General features: G+C 44.0%; 20 protein-coding genes. 7 read left to right on the top strand and 13 right to left on the bottom strand.

The annotated features are described in order from the left end of the window. Positions 1 to 3 precede the first annotated feature (3 nt). The gene (locus tag E5342_RS08315) at positions 4 to 1,440 is read right to left on the bottom strand and encodes a monomeric [FeFe] hydrogenase (RefSeq protein WP_121736902.1); all 1,437 of its coding nucleotides are present in this window, start codon (positions 1,438 to 1,440) and stop codon (positions 4 to 6) included. 70 nt (positions 1,441 to 1,510) lie between these two features. Then, positions 1,511 to 1,879, bottom strand: a complete 369-nt coding sequence (gene folB, locus E5342_RS08310) for a dihydroneopterin aldolase (RefSeq protein WP_121736901.1) — start codon at positions 1,877 to 1,879, stop codon at positions 1,511 to 1,513. Positions 1,880 to 1,970: 91 nt separating this feature from the next. Here folB and E5342_RS08305 point away from each other — a divergent pair, with 91 nt between their 5' ends. After that, on the top strand, positions 1,971 to 2,342 hold the full coding sequence (locus E5342_RS08305) for a bactofilin family protein (RefSeq protein ID WP_121736920.1): 372 nt from the start codon (positions 1,971 to 1,973) through the stop codon (positions 2,340 to 2,342). 74 nt (positions 2,343 to 2,416) lie between these two features. Here the strand turns inward: E5342_RS08305 and E5342_RS08300 are convergent, their stop codons facing one another. From E5342_RS08300 to E5342_RS20310, 9 genes are all read right to left on the bottom strand, one after another. Beyond that, positions 2,417 to 5,104 carry a 4-alpha-glucanotransferase gene (locus E5342_RS08300; RefSeq protein WP_121736900.1) on the bottom strand — a complete coding sequence of 896 codons (2,688 nt, stop codon included), beginning with the start codon at positions 5,102 to 5,104 and terminating at the stop codon, positions 2,417 to 2,419. Positions 5,105 to 5,127: 23 nt separating this feature from the next. Then, a complete protein-coding gene (locus E5342_RS08295) occupies positions 5,128 to 7,668 on the bottom strand; it encodes an adenosylcobalamin-dependent ribonucleoside-diphosphate reductase (RefSeq protein ID WP_121736899.1) in 2,541 nt (846 codons plus the stop codon). 258 nt (positions 7,669 to 7,926) lie between these two features. Next, a complete protein-coding gene (gene dnaA / locus E5342_RS08290) occupies positions 7,927 to 9,324 on the bottom strand; it encodes a chromosomal replication initiator protein DnaA (RefSeq protein WP_121736898.1) in 1,398 nt (465 codons plus the stop codon). 365 nt (positions 9,325 to 9,689) lie between these two features. Further along, on the bottom strand, positions 9,690 to 10,574 hold the full coding sequence (locus tag E5342_RS08285; RefSeq protein ID WP_121736897.1) for an MlaD family protein: 885 nt from the start codon (positions 10,572 to 10,574) through the stop codon (positions 9,690 to 9,692). A 37-nt stretch (positions 10,575 to 10,611) separates the two neighbouring features. Then, complete coding sequence (locus E5342_RS08280) at positions 10,612 to 11,775, bottom strand: N-acetylmuramoyl-L-alanine amidase family protein (RefSeq protein ID WP_121736896.1); 1,164 nt, start codon at positions 11,773 to 11,775, stop codon at positions 10,612 to 10,614. Positions 11,776 to 11,910: 135 nt separating this feature from the next. Then, positions 11,911 to 12,357, bottom strand: coding sequence for a 50S ribosomal protein L9 (gene rplI, locus E5342_RS08275; protein ID WP_121736895.1), 447 nt, complete (start codon positions 12,355 to 12,357; stop codon positions 11,911 to 11,913). Between the two features lie 21 nt (positions 12,358 to 12,378). Continuing rightward, positions 12,379 to 12,648, bottom strand: coding sequence for a 30S ribosomal protein S18 (gene rpsR, locus E5342_RS08270; RefSeq protein ID WP_005637107.1), 270 nt, complete (start codon positions 12,646 to 12,648; stop codon positions 12,379 to 12,381). Positions 12,649 to 12,650: 2 nt separating this feature from the next. After that, positions 12,651 to 13,007, bottom strand: a complete 357-nt coding sequence (rpsF, locus tag E5342_RS08265; RefSeq protein WP_005865478.1) for a 30S ribosomal protein S6 — start codon at positions 13,005 to 13,007, stop codon at positions 12,651 to 12,653. Between the two features lie 101 nt (positions 13,008 to 13,108). Next, positions 13,109 to 13,945 carry an RNA polymerase sigma factor gene (locus tag E5342_RS20310; RefSeq protein ID WP_121736894.1) on the bottom strand — a complete coding sequence of 279 codons (837 nt, stop codon included), beginning with the start codon at positions 13,943 to 13,945 and terminating at the stop codon, positions 13,109 to 13,111. A gap of 381 nt (positions 13,946 to 14,326) precedes the next feature. On the opposite strand from E5342_RS20310, the gene cbiB reads away from it, so the two are divergent. Genes cbiB through cobC form a run of 6 tightly spaced genes read left to right on the top strand, consistent with a single transcriptional unit; the run spans position 14,327 to position 18,732 of the window. Next, positions 14,327 to 15,286: an adenosylcobinamide-phosphate synthase CbiB gene (gene cbiB, locus E5342_RS08250; protein ID WP_135959181.1), complete on the top strand. Its 960-nt coding sequence runs from the start codon at positions 14,327 to 14,329 to the stop codon at positions 15,284 to 15,286. 10 nt (positions 15,287 to 15,296) lie between these two features. Next, positions 15,297 to 15,866: a S4 domain-containing protein gene (locus tag E5342_RS08245; RefSeq protein WP_135959180.1), complete on the top strand. Its 570-nt coding sequence runs from the start codon at positions 15,297 to 15,299 to the stop codon at positions 15,864 to 15,866. Then, a complete protein-coding gene (locus tag E5342_RS08240) occupies positions 15,859 to 16,374 on the top strand; it encodes a bifunctional adenosylcobinamide kinase/adenosylcobinamide-phosphate guanylyltransferase (RefSeq protein ID WP_135959179.1) in 516 nt (171 codons plus the stop codon). Before E5342_RS08245 ends, E5342_RS08240 begins: the two co-directional genes overlap by 8 nt. A gap of 30 nt (positions 16,375 to 16,404) precedes the next feature. Further along, on the top strand, positions 16,405 to 17,445 hold the full coding sequence (gene cobT, locus E5342_RS08235; protein WP_121736891.1) for a nicotinate-nucleotide--dimethylbenzimidazole phosphoribosyltransferase: 1,041 nt from the start codon (positions 16,405 to 16,407) through the stop codon (positions 17,443 to 17,445). 1 nt (position 17,446) lies between these two features. Beyond that, a complete protein-coding gene (locus E5342_RS08230; protein ID WP_121736890.1) occupies positions 17,447 to 18,196 on the top strand; it encodes an adenosylcobinamide-GDP ribazoletransferase in 750 nt (249 codons plus the stop codon). Positions 18,197 to 18,198: 2 nt separating this feature from the next. Then, positions 18,199 to 18,732: an alpha-ribazole phosphatase gene (gene cobC, locus E5342_RS08225; protein WP_135959178.1), complete on the top strand. Its 534-nt coding sequence runs from the start codon at positions 18,199 to 18,201 to the stop codon at positions 18,730 to 18,732. 432 nt (positions 18,733 to 19,164) lie between these two features. On the opposite strand, the gene E5342_RS19985 is transcribed toward cobC, so the two are convergent. Together E5342_RS19985 and E5342_RS19980 are read right to left on the bottom strand one after the other, a co-directional pair. Next, the gene (locus tag E5342_RS19985; protein ID WP_282593906.1) at positions 19,165 to 19,245 is read right to left on the bottom strand and encodes a hypothetical protein; all 81 of its coding nucleotides are present in this window, start codon (positions 19,243 to 19,245) and stop codon (positions 19,165 to 19,167) included. 88 nt (positions 19,246 to 19,333) lie between these two features. Then, positions 19,334 to 19,619 (bottom strand): transposase (locus tag E5342_RS19980; protein WP_135959177.1); only part of this gene is annotated, 286 nt, incomplete at its 5' end.

Below are 19,619 nucleotides of genomic sequence, written 5' to 3'. Positions count from 1 at the left end.
CGTCTAGAATTTAGTAAGTTCCTTAATAAACTGCTTTTGGCCGGCAGCCTTATCGGCATGCATACAAGGACCGGTCACACACCCGCCCTCGCAAGCCATCACTTCTATAAACTGCGCAGGGGCCTTTCCGGTTTTTGCGTAAGCACGTAATAATGCCACATTTTTCTTTGTCAAGTTGGCTACCTGCACGGCATTCACGTTCTCGTCCTTCAAATAAACCTTAACTGCGTTGATCACACCACCACTTTGGGCGAAGCCATGCGCCTCACGAACAGCGTTAAATAATACGGAGAAAGGCTGGACCTCCTCGATATTGATACTCAATCCCTCCAATACGGAACCTACTTCCTCAAACGTAAGTGTAAAATCCACGCACGGATCTAGTTTCACCTCTTTTCGTTTTGCCACGCACGGGCCAACAAACACGATCTTCGCATCCGGATATTTTTCCTTCACAATACGAGCCGTATAATACATCGGAGATCCGGTAGAAGAAATGTATTTCTTTAAATCCGGGATATGTTTCTCAGCCAATTGCACGTAAGACGGACAGCAGCTAGTGGTCATGAACGGTTGTCCTTCTTTCAATTTCTCGATCAATTCTTCCGCCTCATGATGGGTGGTTTCCATAGCACCTTGCGCCACCTCGACCACTTCCTCGAATCCCAAGGACTTGATAGCACCATACACTTTTTCCTTCGGAGCGCTAAACTGAGCTAAGATAGACGGAGCGACAATCGCTACCATCTGTTCCTTATTCCGCAAACGTTGCAAGATATCGAATACTTGCGAGATCTCGAAGATAGCACCGAACGGACAAGCATTCACACATTTACCGCAATATATACATTTAGATTCGTCGATATGCTCCACCCCATATTCGTCCTTGCTGATCGCCTTAACCGGGCAAACTTCCTCGCAAGGAATCGGGATATAAACGATGGCATGGTACGGACAGCTTTGGTGGCATTTACCACAGCTGATACAAGTGTCATGATCAATCTCAGCCTGACCGTTTTTCTTGAATCGGATAGCGTCCTTCGGACAGTTCATATAACAACTACGAGCCACACAACCCCGGCAAAGATTCGTGATCTCATAATTTACGGAGACACAAGAGGAACACGCCTCATCCACTACGCACATGATATTTTCCTTCTTATTCTCCGAGCGGAACAAGGCACGCTTCGCATACTCTGAAAGCGGTGTCAACTCATCTTCCTCGTCCTGCATATCAAAACCAAGCAAAGGCAAGGTCTTGTATTTCCAAACGGCACGCTCCTTATGTACACAGCAACGACCCCTCACTTTCGATTTTCGGGGACTCAACTCGATCGGCAAACGATCAATTTCTTCCAAAAGACGGTTTTCTTTCCAAAGCTTTACTAATTTCGCCAGCAATCCGTGACGAACAATCATTACGTTGTTGGTAAATGCCATAATGTTATCGTATTTGTGCTTTTAGTATATCGCATTATTTCTTTACAAACGCGAAGATAAATAAAAGTTTCTAAACAGAAAGAAAGCTTTCTTTAAGAATTATCGAAGCACTATGAATATCTCCGCCAAACGGAGGATTCAATTTAGACAAGACAAGTTCCACCTCCGTGATCTGCGGGAATCTCTCTTTCAAAGTCTTCAAGATACGTCCCGCCACATGCTCGAGAAGTTTCGAGGGGATAGCCATTTCCGCTTTCACGGTCTCATATACTGTGGCATAATTGATCGTATCGTTCAAATCGTCACTCCATACCGCATCCTCCAACGGAGCTGTCAATATCAAATCCACGATAAAAGTATTCCCTACCTGGGTTTCTTGGGGTACCACGCCATGATAGGCATAGAACGTCATCCTCCGTAATTCAATCTTTGTTGTCATAATCTTTTAATTTATCTGTAAATATATAGAAAGTAAACCTTCCTGCAAAAAAATAATCTTATATTTGCCAACCAAGTAACAACACATTATGATGGGAATAAAACAAAAAGATGAAAACTCCGCTGGTGGCTTGCATAATGCTTTAGCGGCTGGGACAACCATAAAGGGTAATATTATAACAGAAACAGACTTTCGCTTGGATGGAAAAGTAGAAGGAGACATCAGTTGCAACAGCAAGATCGTTATCGGTCCCAAAGGTAGCGTAATAGGTAATATCGTCTCCGAAAATGCCGAGATTCTCGGTGAGGTAGATGGTTCCATAAAAGTAAGCGCGAAACTTGTCCTAAAATCAACGGCAATCATTAAGGGAGATATATATACCCAATCCTTAGAAATCGAACCAAACGCACGGTTTAACGGAGCCTGCACGATGTGTTCCGAGAAAAAGAAAACGGACAAATAAACTCAAATTAAATCAGTATTTTTCCACTTACTATTTTAAAAAGGGCCGCACTTTTCGATACGGCCCTCAATTTTTTATTTTCTTCCGGCCTCTTTTATCAACGAGACGATCTTATTATTCAGGTTATCAGCTTGTAAAAGCTGTTCCAACGTAACATGCATCCGGTAGCGCCAATAATGCTTTGAATTTGCGGGAACATTAATACGCTCGGGTTCTATATCCTTTCGCTTGATAGAATCATCCATGGCGAACCAATCCTGCAACGGGATAATCGTCAACATGGAACGAGTCTTCAAATGATTAGATATAATCTGGGTTGCGATATCAGTCGTGCATTCATCCGGAGCCTCACCGATCCGCAGCAATACTTGGTTGTAATAACGTCGTGTCTTCTCCGGATCTTCTTTCCACCAATTGCGAAGAGGAGTCATATCATGCGTGGAAGTTGTACAAACGGAATGATAAGGCAAATTAAACATATCGGAAAATTCCCGTTGAGGACTCTTCGGCATACGCTCAATCTCAAGACTTAGTATTTGCAACTTATTCATAACCTCGGGAACAGAGGCAGGGATCATACCTAAGTCCTCTCCACAAACCAACATTTCCGTAGATGCAACCAATGGTGTCAAACGTTTAAACGCTTGCGCCTTCCAGAAATCATTATGACGATGATAGAAGAAATGCCAGTATAACTGATCGAACGCATAACGGTCTGCCCCACTCAATTCCTGATAGATATAGGATCGATTCGCCGAGATCCGAGGATGAAACTTATCGGTCTCTCTTGGATCACGAAGGAATAATACTTCATTCGCAATTGTAAACAGGCCGTTCTTGATCCGCAGGGAAACAGGATCCACTTTATCCGCAAACAACACCTCAATCTTCCTTTGCGTATCACAGAACGATTTTAATACATAATGCTGGGAGGAAAATTGTACCAAATAAGCTCCTATAACCTCTTCTGCATTTTCTTCAAACAATTCCGATAAGAATTGTCGATTGATATGTGGAGTCGTAAAACGAGACTCGTTAAAATTCAATCCATACTGCTCAATCTCTTCTTTCGAGAATGGCAACGCTGGATTGAAATGGCCGCAAAGCCCTTGCACATATTCACAAGGAACCTCCCAAATCCGGAAAAATCCCAAAATATGATCTATACGGAAACAATCAAAATAATCACCTAACTTAGCAAAGCGCTTTTTCCACCAAGAGAAATTATCTGCCTCCATCGCATTCCAATTATAAGTAGGAAACAGCCAGTTTTGACCGTTCATGGAGAAATCATCTGGTGGAGCGCCAGCTTGTCCATTCATATTAAAATATTTTGGCTCCGTCCAAGCCTCAACGCTAGTGCGACTCACGCCAATTGGTAAATCACCTTTCAATACAACTCCATTTTTACGGGCATAATCCGATACCGACTTGAATTGGTTGTGCAATACATATTGCAAGAAATAAGTGAACGAGATCTCCGGCCATGCGTCACTCTCTTTCTGGCATAGAGCCCAGACACGTGTCTTATTGTAAATAGAATTATCTTGCCATTGAGAGAAATCAGATGTCCCATAGCTTTCCCTCAAGAAGCAATAAGCAGCGTAAGGCATCAACCATGACTCATTTTGCGCCAAAAACTCTTTAAACTCCGGCATATCTAATAGAGCCTTGCCTTCTTGCGCAAAATATTCTTGACAATAACCCAATTTATATTTCAATACTTCTTCGTAATCGACCGTATCTTTTGCGTTTAATTTTTCTTGCTTCCCAGCATAAAAAGCGACTCTTTCTGGATCTCGCAAGGCTCCCAAAGCAGATAAATCCACATACATCGGATGAAGGGCATAAATAGAAATAGCGCTATACGGATAGGAATCCACCCAAGTATGGGTCATCGTCGTATCATTCATAGGTAATACTTGAATGATACGTTGGTGCGTCTTTCTTGCCCAATCCACCAACATTCGCAAATCTCCCAAATCTCCTACTCCAAAACTTTTTTCCGAACGCAAGGAAAAAACGGGGATAACCGAGCCTGCACAACGCCATAACGGTAAGCTATCTCGGAAGTAAAGACCAGATATTACAACGGTCTCACCCTGCTTTTGGGGAACAAGACTTAGAATACGATTCTCATCACTCTCCCAATACAAAGGCTGGCGGGAATCATTATCCCAAACCAAAAATTTATATTCTAAAGGATATCGTATCTCCGCAGCATCCAAATCAATATGCCATTCCGGGAATGTATCGCAACTCAGCAACAAAGCCTTATCCGGATGCCAATTACCTAAGCATTCCTGATTTCCGGTAATGGCTACACACTGATTCTTTTCCACCCGAGGAGCGGATATCTTTATCACCAATTTTCTACCACTCCTAACAACCCTCTCATATGTATTGCAGGGATGAGCGAATAAACTTTTGGTGAAAGCCGAAGAATAAAAGGCTAGATTATCCGGACGGATTTGCCAATAATCATAAAGGATGTAAGAATCAGATTGGCCATCCAATACAATCCAGTGATTCTTTTCCCACTCCTCAAAAATCTGCTTATCATTAACACTTAAAAAATATCTATATTCTATATCTTTTATATTGGATGGAAGATGCAGTTCTAGCTTCCAGTTTCCATCCCCAGAGTAATTCATCTCTTTAGCCAGAGCAGGTTCCCAAGAACCTAATTCCGGTATGGAACCCACTACACATAACTTCTGTCCCCAAACGGTATGGAAGTTTATATTAAAAGTGACTTTCATGATATATAGATTTAGTTGATTATTTAACCGCATTTAGAAGCTCCACAATTCGTACAGATCAAGCAACCTTCTTGATAAATCAAAGTCTCCAACCCACAGTTCGGGCATTTCTGTCCTTTCGCTTCCATGCCGTTCGGTAAATATTTCTTCAAGGCCCGTTCCACCCCATTCTTCCAAGTATTGATAGACTCGCTATTCAACTCCATACCCTGTACAAGTTTTATAACCTGATCGATAGGCATTCCGTAACGGAGCACACCGGAGATCAATTTAGCGTAGTTCCAATATTCCGGATTAAACTTACCATCCAAGCCCTCGATTGTCATCTTATAACCGCGTTTATTCTTGAATTGGAAGTCGTAATGCTTATTTCCATCCTCATCATAGCTCTTGATAATCGCCCCCTTAGATACGTTTTTGGGTAACATGATACCCTCTTCGTCATCAGCCAAGCCCGTAAAGATCTCATACGGACGTCCGTTCAGCAAACCTACGAAAGCGATCCATTTCTCACGGTTATTCTGGAATTTTACCACATCCGCATCCAATTCACGAGGACGGGTAGATACGATAACCGGTGGTTGCATGCAGTTGCAATCCTCTTTTTTCTTCTTTTTATCCGTAGCGATCAAGACACCGGAACGAGAACCATCCCGATAAACCGTACATCCTTTACATCCGCATCTCCATGCCTCAACATACAAAGAGTCTACCAATTCCTCACTTACATCATTCGGCAAATTGATCGTTACGCTGATAGAATGATCCACCCATTTCTGGATGCGTCCTTGCATACGGACTTTTTGTAACCAATCGACATCATTAGAAGTCGCTTTATAATAAGGAGACTTAGCAACTAGCTCCTCCACTTCTTCTTGTGTATATTTCTTATTCGTCGAATAACCATTCGCTTGCATCCATGTTACGAACTTATGATGGAATACGATATACTCCTCGAAAGCGTCACCAGTCTCATCCACGAAGTCCACACGAGCTTCGGAATCATTCGGGTTTACTTTGCGACGACGCTTATATACCGGCAAGAATACCGGCTCTATACCGGAAGTGGTCTGTGTCATCAAGCTAGTCGTTCCTGTCGGAGCGATTGTTAAGCAAGCGATATTACGACGGCCATATTTCAACATATCCTCATATAAAGCAGGATCAGCCTCACGCAAACGGTTGATGAATGGGTTCTTTTCCTCACGTTTCGCATCAAAGATTTCAAAAGCGCCCCGTTCTTTCGCCAACATTACGGATGAACGATAAGCAGCCAAAGCTAACGTTTTCTGTATAAGTTCTGCGCAATCGGTTGCTTCTTCTGTTCCATAACGTAGGCCTAAAGCAGCAATCATATCACCTTCCGCCGTGATACCCACACCTGTACGACGTCCTTGCAAAGTCTTCCGTTGGATCTTTTCCCACAAATGACGCTCTGTTTGTCTTACCTCCATGGATTCCGGATCCGAGTCGATCTTACCCAAAATCATCTCGATCTTCTCCGATTCCAAATCAATGATATCATCCATAATCCGCTGGGCCAAACCTACATGCTTCTTAAACAAATCATAATCGAAATAAGCATCCGGAGTGAATGGATTTACCACATATGAATATAAATTGATCGCTAGCAAACGGCAGCTATCATACGGACAAAGAGGTATCTCACCACAAGGATTTGTAGAAACCGTACGGAATCCCAAATCCGCATAGCAGTCTGGTACAGACTCACGTAAGATCGTGTCCCAGAATAACACACCTGGTTCAGCGGATTTCCAAGCATTATGAATAATTTTTTTCCATAAGCCTGAAGCATCGATATCCTTTACATAAACGGGAGAATCCGAATCAATTGGATATTGTTGCTTATAGGTACCACCATTAACTGCGGCATTCATGAAATCATCATCAATCTTCACAGACACATTTGCACCTGTAACCTTACCCTCCGTCATCTTAGCGTCAATAAATGCCTCCGAGTCTGGATGCTTAATAGAAACGCTCAACATCAAAGCTCCACGACGGCCATCTTGGGCTACTTCACGGGTGGAATTCGAGTAGCGTTCCATAAACGGAACCAATCCGGTAGAAGTCAACGCTGAATTCTTAACCGGAGAACCTTTCGGGCGGATATGGGAAAGATCATGACCTACACCACCACGACGCTTCATCAATTGTACCTGTTCTTCGTCAATACGGATAATCGCACCATATGAATCCGCTTGTCCGTCCAATCCAATAACAAAACAATTAGAGAGTGAGGCAATTTGATAATCATTGCCAATTCCCGTCATCGGACTTCCTTGCGGAACAATATAACGGAAATGATCAAACAGGTCGAAAAGTTCTTGTTCCGACAACGGATTCGGATACTTTTTTTCCACACGGGTAATCTCACTTGCCAAGCGATGATGCATATCATTCGGAGATTTCTCATAGATATTTCCAAACGCATCCTTCAAGGCATATTTATTTACCCATACTTTAGCGGCGAGCTCATCACCGGTAAAGTAATCCAATGAAGCCTTAAACGCTTCGTCAAAAGTGTAAGTTTTACGATCCACAATTATTATATTTATTTTGCGACTGCAAGTTTACGCATACTTTACCAGTTATCCAAATTACCCTGCGTTAAAAAGAATTCTTATTAAAAAGTTTCCCAAAACAGAACCTACAGTCTCACATATTCAATTACTTAAACAAAAGTAGACAGTAAATAGTTTCCCAAAAAGAAAACTTAACACTTGCGCAAATTTACCAAAACAAAAAAAGGACGCCTCTTCAAAGAGACGTCCTTATCCTACTATATAGGGATCCTTAATTTAGTTCTTGAGCAAGACCTCGATTTCCTCTACGGAAGAACGGAAAGACTTACTGGTCTCAATTTGGTCTTTAATCGTCTTACAAGCATGCAAGACTGTCGCATGGTCTTTCTTTCCTACAATCTTTCCAATATGGGAAAAAGAGGAGTCCGTATATTTCTTCGCCAAATACATCGTGATCTGACGGGCTTGCACGATTTCCCGTTTACGGGAATTAGTCTGGATAACCGATTGCTCCAAGTTGAAATACTTGCAAACAATCTCCTGAATCATCTGTACGGAAATCTGTTTCTTCTCTAATCGGACTGCTTGGCTAACCACACGTTTCGTCAGCGGCAGATCGATCTCACGATTATTGATAACAGCATTAGCCATCAAAGAGACAAGAATACCTTCCAAATCACGAACATTCTCCGTCACATTATTAGCAATAAAGTTAAAGACCTCATCCGGAATCATGATTCCGTCATGGTTGATCTTATTCTTCAGTATCTTCTTACGTAGATCCAGATCCGGACGGCTCAACTCAGCCGTCAATCCCCATTTTAAACGGGTGATCAAACGCTCTTCCATCCCTTGCAAATCCACAGGCGGCTTATCAGAAGTCAAAATAAGCTGCTTACCCAACTGATGCAGGTGGTTGAAAATATGGAAGAATGTATTCTGGGTCTTATCCATACCGATCAACTCCTGTATATCATCCAACAGCAGCACATCGATATTCTGATAGAAATTCAAGAAATCATTAGTCGTATTCTTACGGATAGCGTCCGTAAACTGTACCCGAAACAAATGCGAAGATACATACAACACTTTCTTTTCTGGATGCAACTCCCGTATCCGAGTTCCGATCGCATGGCATAAATGAGTTTTACCTACTCCTGACGGGCCAAAAATGAACAACGGGTTAAACGTAGTCTTTCCCGGATTCTGGGCAACAGCCTCACCCGCCGTACGAACTAGCTTGTTGCTTGTACCCTCGAAATAATTATCAAAATTATACTTCGGATTCAACTGAGGATCCAAATCCTGCGGAACTGTCGTCATAAAAGGATTCGGAGCCTTGTTTGCATCCTTGGGAGTGACCTTCTTTACAGCGGTAGAAGCATTCTCCGCCGGATAATCAACCGTACCTCCGGTTGTCTTATCCACCATAATACGGTAGTTAAGAATGGTTCCTTGACCGATTACGCGATACAATGTAACTTTCAATACATTAACGTACTTCTCTTCCAAATACTCATAGAAGAATTGACTAGGTACCTGTATGGTAAACTTCTTGTCTTCGTATGATAACGGAACGATAGGCACGAACCATGTGTCAAAAGCTGCCTTAGGCACAATATCCTTTATAACCGTAAGGCACTTATTCCACAATGTTTGATAATCAGTCTGCATGTTTTCTTTCTCTCCCACTAATACTTTTCACATTCGGACTACAAAGTTTAGAAATTAATTCCGAAAAAAAAAGTGCTATTTTGTTTGGTAAATATGAATTTCCAATATCCCTTTTAGGTTCAGACAGTTACCACTACATATCTAATTTACTGACACTTAGAGAAGTCAACGTCCAAAAACCCTTTATTTTAGAGACCTCTACAAAAGCGTAAACACCGACGTCCGGTGACAGGATAAGGCCTCAGGAAGCATCTATCTTACTTTACCTAAAGACCTTATGCTTATAATCAAAGAAGTCCCCTTACTTTTTATCTAATTAGAACGATTCTAAATAATGTCTTTTATGCTATGATTTTTTAACATAATCAAAAAACAGAGAAATGGACGTATCTCTTCGGATTCTCCCTCAAATCCAGCAATAGCTTGGAGGCATTGTCCATCGTGCTGTTCAGATTATCATACAATCCTTTATCGTTTAACAACAAGCCGATACTATTGTCTGTCGAGTTCAATTTATCCGTAGTCAACTTCAAGTTCGCCAAAGTCGCATTGATGGAATTGACCGTTGTAGCCAAATCCAATTCTTTCAAGTTGGCGCTCACCTCCGAGAAATTATCCGTCATCGTCTTCAAGTTATTCACGATACCCGGTACATCCTTACTCAACATCTGATTCAACTGACGGGTAGACACCTCTAGGTTACTAGTCGTTTTTTCGATATGATTCAAGGATTGAGCCAAGGCCGGATGAGCGATCAAGGTTTGCAAGCTACCCAAAATCGTGTCGATCTTCGGCAAAAGGTTCTCAACGCTTGGCAAGATCTTCTCCTGTACGGATTGCATCATATCCTCTTCCATTCGTCCCTCAACCGTAGAACCTGGCTTCAAGAAGTCGTCTACGTAAGTATTCAAGTGGATATGCAACTCAGCTCCGCTTAAGAAAGTATTAACAACCGCTATATAACTGCCCTTATTCAGTCTCATCTTATCTTCCAAGCTAACCTCAACGATGATCTTACCGGTCGTATCATAATCATAAACAATATCACGAACCAATCCCACCTTAAAACCATCCACAAATACAGGGCTGGAAATCGTCACTCCCTTTACGTTGCTGAATGATACGTAGTAATGGTTCACCGGTTGAAACAGATTAATACCCTTCAGATAATTAATGCCTAAATACAATAACGCCAGACTTACGATCGTCACAAGTCCGATCTTCGCCTCTTTAGTGAATACACTTTTCATTTCTTTTATTTATAATGTATAATTTATTCCTAAATCATTAATATTTCACCTTCTTCCCATCCTTAAAAGCAATGATGAAAGCATCTTTAAAATCTTTTGCGATCGTTCGGCGCATCTTCCGGATCGAGTTAAAATCCGTAGTCTCGCCATACGTGTATTTATAGATACCCTTCTCCACATAGAAATCCACGTTCTTGTACCCCTTAAATAAGCGGGAGTTAGCAGGAAGCTTCTTATTGGAAGTCAAGAATTGTATCTTATATATAACCTTTCCTTTCGTGTTCCTGTTCACGGAAGTGGTAGAAGAAACTGAAGTTTTCTGTCTTATGACTTGCTGTTTTTTATTTAAGATATCAGCCTCGCTCCCCGGAGGCGGAGTTTTCTCATTCGCTACGGGAGCAGCGACAACTCCAGAAATATTTCCTTTACGGCGATCGTAATTCCTCTTATATTTACAAAAAGCATCGTACAACGCTTCTGCCAATTTATTTTGTCCAGCGGCGGTTCTCATGAACTGCTCTTCTTGACGATTCGATATATACCCCAACTCGACCAGAACACTGGGCATGCCCGTTTTGCGAAGCACCAAAAAACCAGCCTGTCTTACGCCACGGTCTACCCGTTTACAAGCCCCAAATGATTTCTGTATCTCGGAAGCCAAACTAATACTCTGCTCCATATGCTTATTCTGCATAAACTCGAAAATGATATATGACTCCGAAGAGTTCGGGTCAAATCCCTCATACCGCTGTTGATAATTATCCTCCAACAAGATCGCAGAGTTCTCGCTCATAGCTACCTCTAAGTTCTCTTCACTACGGGCCAAACCCAGCGTATACGTCTCCGTACCTTGCACGGTACTTCCACGCTTTACGGCATTTGTATGGATAGACACGAAAAGATCTGCCTTATTGCGATTCGCTATATTCGCACGTTCGTCCAACTCGATAAAACAATCCGTCTTACGAGTATAGATCACACGTACATCCTCCGCATTATTCTCTATCAATCGCCCCAGTTTCAAAGCGACAGCGAGATTTATCTCCTTCTCATTAATATTCGCTCCCCTAGCACCCGGGTCTTTCCCGCCATGCCCAGCATCAATCACGACCGTAAAAGTCTTCTCTCTCGCCTGAAGTCCGGGCAAGAAAAAAAACAACGCAAATAGCAAGTTAATATATAGAAAAGACTTTTTGCTCACTTTCTAAAATTATTGCAAATTTGGAGACAAATGTAGCGTTTTTTTGCTGATTGACAGATGTCTTTTTTTATAATTAAAACAAAAAAAGAGGGCAGTTTCGAAACTACCCTCTTTTATGATATATTAAAGTACCTATTATTCAGAAACAACCTCGAAAGGAACCTCAACGGAAACCTCTTTATGAAGTTTCAAAACAGCCTTATAGCTACCTACTTCCTTAACAGACTCCTTGATATAGATAATCTTACGATCGATATTCTCAAAACCAGCCTTAGCCAAAGCCTCAGCCACTTGAATATTCGTTACAGAACCGAAGATCGTACCTGTAGAGCTAGTCTTAGCGCCGATCGTCAAAGCTACACCCTCTAACTTAGCGGCCAAAGCCTGAGCGTCGTCCTTGATCTTAGCCAATTTGTGGGCGCGTTGCTTCAAGTTCTCAGCCAATACTTTCTTAGCAGACTCTGAAGCGATTACTGCCTTACCCGTGGGGATTAGAAAGTTACGTCCGTAACCGTCTTTTACTGTTACGATATCGTCTTTGTAGCCTAAATTCACTACATCTTCTTTCAAAATAACTTGCATATTCTGTCTCCTCTTAATTTATTATTTCATCAAATCGGTTACGTAAGGAAGCAAAGCCAAATGACGAGCACGCTTTACAGCCTGAGCTACACGACGTTGGAACTTCAATGAAGTACCAGTGATACGACGCGGAAGGATCTTACCTTGCTCGTTCAAGAATTTCTTCAAGAATTCAGGATCCTTATAATCGATATACTTGATACCGTTCTTTTTGAAACGGCAATATTTTTTCTTCTTAACGTCTACTGAAGGCGGAGTTAAATATCTGATTTCTGATTGAGTTGCTGCCATAATTAATTATTCTCCTTTACTGTTTCTTTAGATGATTTCAGATTTCTTCTCTTAGCTGCATATTCTGCGGCATACTTGTCTTGACGGAAAGTCAAGAAGCGGATCACACGCTCGTCACGACGGAAGTTCAACTCCAAAGTAGCGATAACACTAGGATCTGCCTTGAATTCAACCAACTGGTAGAAGCCTGTTGTCTTCTTGTCGATAGGATAAGCTAACTTGCGCAAGCCCCAGTTCTCTTCATTCACGATCTCAGCTCCTTGAGCTTTCAGAAGGTTCGTGAATTTCTCTACCGCTTCCTTCATCTGAGCGTCAGACAAAACGGGAGTCAAAATGAAAACGGTTTCGTAATTGTTCATAAAACGCTGTTTAATATTGATTAATAAAAAATTTTGCGGTGCAAAGGTAGTGATTATTTGATAACTGACAAATAGTTATACAACTTTTTTCAATCTCAGACTCATTTCACTCGTTTTAGCACCAACATCCAAAAATTCATGGCCTCCTCATTCCGGATCGTTTTCGCTTGCAAGGATAAAGTGGCCGCACCTTTCGATAGAGGAATCGTACCGACAGAGCAAGGAGCAAATCCTTTCACATAAGACTCCTCCCGGAGAACCCTATCCAAATCAGCACCGAGCATGGGTTGGTCATTTACTTGATCCAATGTAAATACAAGATTCTCAGCATCCCGGTCCGTACGAAGCTCAAAAGTAGAGCCTATATTTCGCCTATCACAAGTATAATAAACAAAAGCCTCGAACAAGCCGGATTCCTCAACCTCCACATTCCAGCTTATCTCTGCTTCCGGGCTTTTCCAATTCGTAAAATAAGAACAATTCGGATAACGGTTGGAGCGTTCGATCGGGCCAGATATCCTCGCATCCCGGGCCGGTAGCTTTGAACAGGTTTCCTGCGGATGACCGATTATAAACGGACGGGTATCCTTCTTCGGGAAATCCACCAGTAACTCATCCTTAAACCAATTCGAATAACGCTTCATCCGCTCATAGATTTCCGGCTCTTTATCCGACACCTCCTTCCATTGCTCACGGTCTATATCCGTTTTATATAGCACATAGAGGTAGGAACCGAACGTCCTCACTTCCGTGAAACGACTCCGATGCGTCCAAAGCTTTAGGAAAATCTCTTGGGTCAAGTCCTCGGCATCGCTCTCGGACTTCACGAGTCCCAGCACGAAATAATAGACTTTCAGATGGTAACGCATGAACAATTCCCGGAAAGCGGTATGATTTCCAGCGGCAAATTGTTCTAAAATGGATTTTTCATCTGTCATCTCGATTAACTCCTTTCACGATACGGTGGGAGCAAATAAAGTAATAATAACCGGCCGTAAGGGCGCATTTCTTGTTAATAAATACAAAATTAAAAGGAATCCCCCGTATATCAAGCCCTCCCTTCCCAAAGATTTAAGGTTTCTAAAGGCATCCTTTAGCCGTTTTCTCCGTACCTATTCATCTTCTACCATCCGTTGTATGATCATCCACCAACTGTTAGAAGATCATGCAACGGATGGTGGAAGATCGTTTAACGGCTGATAGAAGATGAAAGTCTACGCTCGAAATCCTTTAAATGTAGGTTTCTTTCGCCTAATGTGTGATGAAGAATCGCTTACCGCTTCCTTATGTTCTTTTTTTTGTCTAAGTTTGTTCCTTCAATGACATTCAATATGTATTGGTTACATCATTCTATCAATTTACTCAAGATCGTGCCCTTTTTGGGCGGTTGGTTATCCGACCGGTTGCTGGGAGACCCGGAAGGTTGGCCCCATCCGATCGTATGGTTTGGCAAAGCGATCAGCGCCGGAGAGAAAGCGTTGAATAAAGGCTCCGAGCGGGTCCTAAAAGGCGGTATACTGGCAGTCGTGCTTATCCTTGGCGTGTATTTAATCTGCGAGTGGATATTGTCGTGGGCTTGGATCATACATCCGCAGTTCAGTGGGTTGCTGACGGCTGTCGGCGTATTTTATTGCCTGTCCGGAAAGACGCTTATCAAGGAAGTGAAGGCGGTGTTCGAGGCCGTGGACCGTAGCACGGAAGAAGGACGGCGGCAAGTGGCACGGATCGTGGGGAGGGATACCTCGAACCTGTCTCCGCAAGAGATACGGGCGGCGGCGTTGGAGACCTTGTCCGAGAACTTAAGCGACGGCGTAATCGCCCCGATGTTTTGGTTCGCCCTGCTGGGGTTTCCGGGGATGATGGCTTACAAGATGGTGAACACGCTGGACTCGATGATCGGTTATAAGAATGATCGTTACCTTGAGTTCGGACGGATAGCGGCGCAAATCGACGATATCGCCAATTACATCCCGGCCCGCCTCACGGCCTATTTGATGTTGTTGGTCTCCAATAATTGGGGGAAAAGGGATTTCGTACGGCGTTTCGGCCCTGAACATGCAAGCCCCAATTCCGGTTATCCGGAAGCGGCCTTGGCGGCCATCTTGGATTGCCAGTTCGGAGGGACGCACGATTATTTCGGCAAACCGGTGGAGAAGCCTTATATCGGAACGAACGCAAGGCCGTTCACGACCGAGGATATGCGTATCGCCATTCAAGTGAATAGCAATACGGAATTGTTGATGGGTGTGATCGTCACCCTTATTTTAGTAATAATATAATATGAATAATATGGAAATTAGATTAAACAAACTGATAAGCGAAGCCGGTGTCTGCTCACGCCGGGAAGCGGACAATTTCATCGAGATGGAACGGGTAACCGTAAACGGCAAGCAACCGCACGTAGGCCAGAAGGTCACGGCGGAGGATCTCGTATTGGTGGATGGCGAGCGCTTGAACGTAGAGAAGTACATCCGCCTGCAAGAGGAGGCGAAAAAAGAAGAGCAGCAAGAGAAGGAGTTACTCGGCACGCTCCGGAAAGCGAAACCCGAAAACAAGGGAGGCCGAGGAGGTGCCAAAATGGAGAAGTTCGGAAAATTCAATAAATACGCAGCCGCCCGTAAGGCGCAGAAAGAGGGAGGCTGGAAACCCAAGACCGCCAAACTTACCGATGAGGAGAAATTATTGCGGGATGCCTTGCGCCCTAAGTTCGGAAAGGCTCTGAGAAAATCGGCGGTGGCACAACGAATCGCCGCCAACCCGAAATCGGCCACCCTTCGGAAGACGAGCAAGAACAACCCGATCAACAAGGCGAAACGTGCCGCCCACCGGAAAAACAGGAATCACGGAGGCTATGAGTAAGAAAGTGATCTTAGTAACCGGAGGACAGCGGTCCGGCAAGAGCGGATACGCCCAGCGGCTCGCCTTATCGCTGTCGCCCAACCCGGTTTACCTAGCTACCTCCCGCATCTGGGACGAGGAGTTCCGGAAGCGGGTGGAACGCCATCAGCGAGACCGTGGACCCGAGTGGACCAATATAGAGGAAGAGAAATACTTGAGCCGCCACGATCTTACCAGTCGTGTCGTGGTGATCGATTGTGTAACCCTTTGGGGGACGAACTTCTTCTTCGATAATCAAAGCGACGTGGAATTATCCCTCTCCCTCCTGAAAGCGGAGTTCGATAAACTCTCCCGGCAAGATGCCTGCCTGATCTTCGTGACAAATGAGTTGGGTATGGGAGGTGTGCCGATAGACGAGGTGCAACGGAAATTTACCGATATGCAAGGCTGGCTCAACCAATACATCTCCTCGAAGGCGGACGAGGTTGTCTTGATGGTCAGCGGAATCCCCGTCAAGATCAAGGAATAAGAACAACGACTTATATAAAATACTACTATCATGATACAATTTCACATCGAGGCCCCGGACAAAGGGCTGGAGGCCGCTTTACAAGACAAGATCGATAATCTGACAAAGCCGAAAGGCTCATTGGGAACGCTCGAGGCGCTCGCCCTGCAAGTGGGATTGATCCAGCAGACCTTATCGCCAGTCTTGCGTCATCCCGTGAACGTAATCTATGCCTCGGATCACGGCATCGCCGACGAGGGCGTAAGCAAATCTCCCAAGGAGGTAACTCGCCAAGTGATCCATAATTTCTTGAACGGAGGAGCGGGAGTTTGTTACCTTGCACGCCAGCATGGTTTTGAGTTGAAGATCGTGGATGGCGGCGTGGATTTCGATTTCCCCGTTATCCCCCAACTCATCAACCGCAAGGTGCGCAAGGGAGGAACCCGTAACTTCCTTCACGAGGCGGCCATGACCGTGGAGGAGATGGAGAAAGCCCTTCAATACGGAGCCGATATCGTGACGGATTGTTACAATGAAGGCTGTAACGTGATCAGTTTCGGAGAGATGGGTATCGGGAATACGGCGGCTTCCAGCATGTGGATGACTTGCCTCACGCAAATCCCATTGATCGACTGTGTGGGAGCCGGTAGCGGACTGGACAGCGAAGGCGTACGGCATAAATACAACGTACTGAAACGCTCGTTGGAGAATTACAAGGGGGATGGAAGCGTCTTGGATGTAATGCGCTACTTCGGAGGGTATGAGATGGTTATGGCTGTAGGAGGCATGTTACGTGCCGCCGAACTGAAGATGATTATCCTCGTGGATGGTTTTATCATGACGAATTGCGTATTGGTGGCTTCCCGTTTATATCCGGAAATGCAATCGTATTGCGTATTCGGGCATTGCGGCGACGAGGCCGGGCATAAACGGATACTGGATTTCTTGGGGGCAAAAGCATTGCTCGATCTAGGGCTACGGCTGGGAGAAGGCTCCGGCTCGGTATGCGCTTACCCGATACTCGACTCCGCCGTTCGCATGATCAACGAGATGCATAGTTTCAAGCAAGCGGCAATCACCAAATATTTCTGATATGTTGCGGATACTCGCTGCGTTTATATTCTTTACTCGGTTACCGTTCTGGCGGTTGGCGGAGGTTCCGGCGGCCTGTTTCAAGAATATCGTGAGCCATTGGGCGTTGGTCGGTTGGCTGACGGCTGGTTTGTCGGTATTGGTCTTGTACACTAGCTCCTTGATTCTTCCGCTATCCGTGGCGATCTTATGCACCATGATTACCCGATTGCTGATAACTGGCTGTCTGCATGAGGACGGGCTGGCGGATTTCTTCGACGGTTTCGGTGGCGGCACCAGCCGGGAACGCATACTAGCGATCATGAAAGACTCGCATATAGGTAGCTATGGGGTAATCGGACTGATTTTCTACTTCGGGCTATTCTACCTACTAATAAGCAGTCTCCCGATCGAGCTGGCGGGATGTGCCATACTAGCTGGAGATCCTTTTAGCAAAGGTGTCTCCAGCATGATCATCAATCGCCTGTCCTACGCAAGGAAAGAGGAGGAATCCAAGAGCAAGACCGTATATAGCCGAATGACTTCTCAAGAATATGTATTTAGCATCATTTGTGCTTTGTTACCATTATTATGGCTTCCCCAACCTATTTACTTACTAGCGGGTGTATTCCCGATTATCACTTGGTATTTCCTCACCTCTTTCATGAAGAGAAAGATACAAGGATATACTGGAGACTGCTGCGGAGCGACTTTTCTTCTTTGTGAGTTAAGTTTCTATATGGGTTTCGTGATCATCTATCAAACAATATAATTATGGAGATTTATTTAATCAGACATACCTCTGTCGATGTTCCCGCCGGCTACGCCTACGGACAGACCGATGTTCCATTGAAACCGACTTTCAAGGAAGAGGCAGAAGAAGTAAAAAAAGGCTTGAGCGATCATACGTTCGATAAGGTTTGGACAAGCCCCCTTACCCGCTGCGTGCGCCTAGCTAACTATTGCGGCTTTCCGGAGGCAGAGAGAGAAGAGCGTATCAAGGAGGTAAATTTCGGGGAGTGGGAAATGAAATCGTGGAATGAGTTATCCTCCGATCCTCGTTCCGAGGCGTGGTTCAAGGATTGGATAAACACCCCGACTCCTAATGGAGAATCGTTCCAAGACCAATATAACCGGGTTAGCGACTTCCTTGACGAGCTTCGTAAAACCGGATTGCAGAAGATATGCTTGTTCGCCCATGGTGGCGTATTAACATGCGCCCAGGTCTATGCGGGCGAATATCCTTTGCAAGATGCTTTTAAGAACGTACCGTCTTACGGATCTATCGTAAAATTAGTGCTGGATTAACTTCCAGCACATTCCGAGAAAAATATTTCCCCCCACTATAGAGATACAACACGCCACGTCTCGACACATAATAACAAACCTGTATTTAGGCATAAATTTTGCAGAGGCAGGAAATGAAGAATTTGGTATCGCTTACGCCGTGAAGTTTGGCTTTGAGATTCTGTGACAGTCTGTAGGCTTCTTTCAGATACGAGTAGAGACCGAACAGCATTCCGACACATGTCCGTTGGGTATCAGTCCATTCAAGGGCGACGCTTTACATGAAACGGCATCTTAAGTCCTCTTACCGGATAATCCCTTACTACACTTTCTTCATAGAAGCCATTCGACCGCAGCCGGCCCGGGACATATCCGTTTACACCTTCTTATCCATCCGAACAACAAAGCACACCTAAAAAGGGTCAGTCCGAAAACCCTATGGGTATGTTAAATCTACACTGTTAGTTTGCATAATCTAAAAATAAAGAATGGTATATCTCCGACTCCCCTAAACTGTGCTCTGAACGCTTTAATTTTTGCATTGAATGATTCTGCAAATGCATTCGTTTCCCTGTTAACAAAATATTTAGTATTGCCTCATAATAGTTCTGCATGGTATTTGTTACGGTTCTGAGACATCCGTACCCAAGCTTTTATGTTTTATTGTACCACAAGGCAAGCTTTCCACGTGCCACATCCTATTATACACATCGGTCAACTCTGTAGCCAAGTCGTGAACTGATTTCAGTTCCGGATAATGTGCGAATATGATTTCCGCACGTATTCTTTGGGATTCAGTCCATTTGCTATAATGCTTGACAAGTACATGTCTAGCCCTTGCCAGCAGCTGCTCACGGGTATCACCATTGGCATATCGAAACGGGACATACTCTATGTTTTGCTCTCCG

Origin of the sequence: Parabacteroides distasonis (assembly GCF_004793765.1) — a bacterium.
In the GTDB taxonomy this organism is placed as follows: Bacteria; Bacteroidota; Bacteroidia; order Bacteroidales; family Tannerellaceae; genus Parabacteroides; species Parabacteroides distasonis_A.
Note: the sequence above shows the minus strand (reverse complement) of the source record. Positions and strands in the feature narration are given on the sequence as shown.

Coding starts and splice junctions, on each gene's coding strand:
- E5342_RS08315 (WP_121736902.1), bottom strand. CDS start 1,440: ATGGCATTTACCAACAACGTAATGATTGTTCGTCACGGATTGCTGGCG.
- folB (WP_121736901.1), bottom strand. CDS start 1,879: ATGACAACAAAGATTGAATTACGGAGGATGACGTTCTATGCCTATCAT.
- E5342_RS08305 (WP_121736920.1), top strand. CDS start 1,971: ATGGGAATAAAACAAAAAGATGAAAACTCCGCTGGTGGCTTGCATAAT.
- E5342_RS08300 (WP_121736900.1), bottom strand. CDS start 5,104: ATGAAAGTCACTTTTAATATAAACTTCCATACCGTTTGGGGACAGAAG.
- dnaA (WP_121736898.1), bottom strand. CDS start 9,324: ATGCAGACTGATTATCAAACATTGTGGAATAAGTGCCTTACGGTTATA.
- E5342_RS08285 (WP_121736897.1), bottom strand. CDS start 10,574: ATGAAAAGTGTATTCACTAAAGAGGCGAAGATCGGACTTGTGACGATC.
- rplI (WP_121736895.1), bottom strand. CDS start 12,357: ATGCAAGTTATTTTGAAAGAAGATGTAGTGAATTTAGGCTACAAAGAC.
- rpsR (WP_005637107.1), bottom strand. CDS start 12,648: ATGGCAGCAACTCAATCAGAAATCAGATATTTAACTCCGCCTTCAGTA.
- rpsF (WP_005865478.1), bottom strand. CDS start 13,007: ATGAACAATTACGAAACCGTTTTCATTTTGACTCCCGTTTTGTCTGAC.
- E5342_RS20310 (WP_121736894.1), bottom strand. CDS start 13,945: ATGACAGATGAAAAATCCATTTTAGAACAATTTGCCGCTGGAAATCAT.
- cbiB (WP_135959181.1), top strand. CDS start 14,327: ATGACATTCAATATGTATTGGTTACATCATTCTATCAATTTACTCAAG.
- E5342_RS08245 (WP_135959180.1), top strand. CDS start 15,297: ATGGAAATTAGATTAAACAAACTGATAAGCGAAGCCGGTGTCTGCTCA.
- E5342_RS08240 (WP_135959179.1), top strand. CDS start 15,859: ATGAGTAAGAAAGTGATCTTAGTAACCGGAGGACAGCGGTCCGGCAAG.
- cobT (WP_121736891.1), top strand. CDS start 16,405: ATGATACAATTTCACATCGAGGCCCCGGACAAAGGGCTGGAGGCCGCT.
- E5342_RS08230 (WP_121736890.1), top strand. CDS start 17,447: ATGTTGCGGATACTCGCTGCGTTTATATTCTTTACTCGGTTACCGTTC.
- cobC (WP_135959178.1), top strand. CDS start 18,199: ATGGAGATTTATTTAATCAGACATACCTCTGTCGATGTTCCCGCCGGC.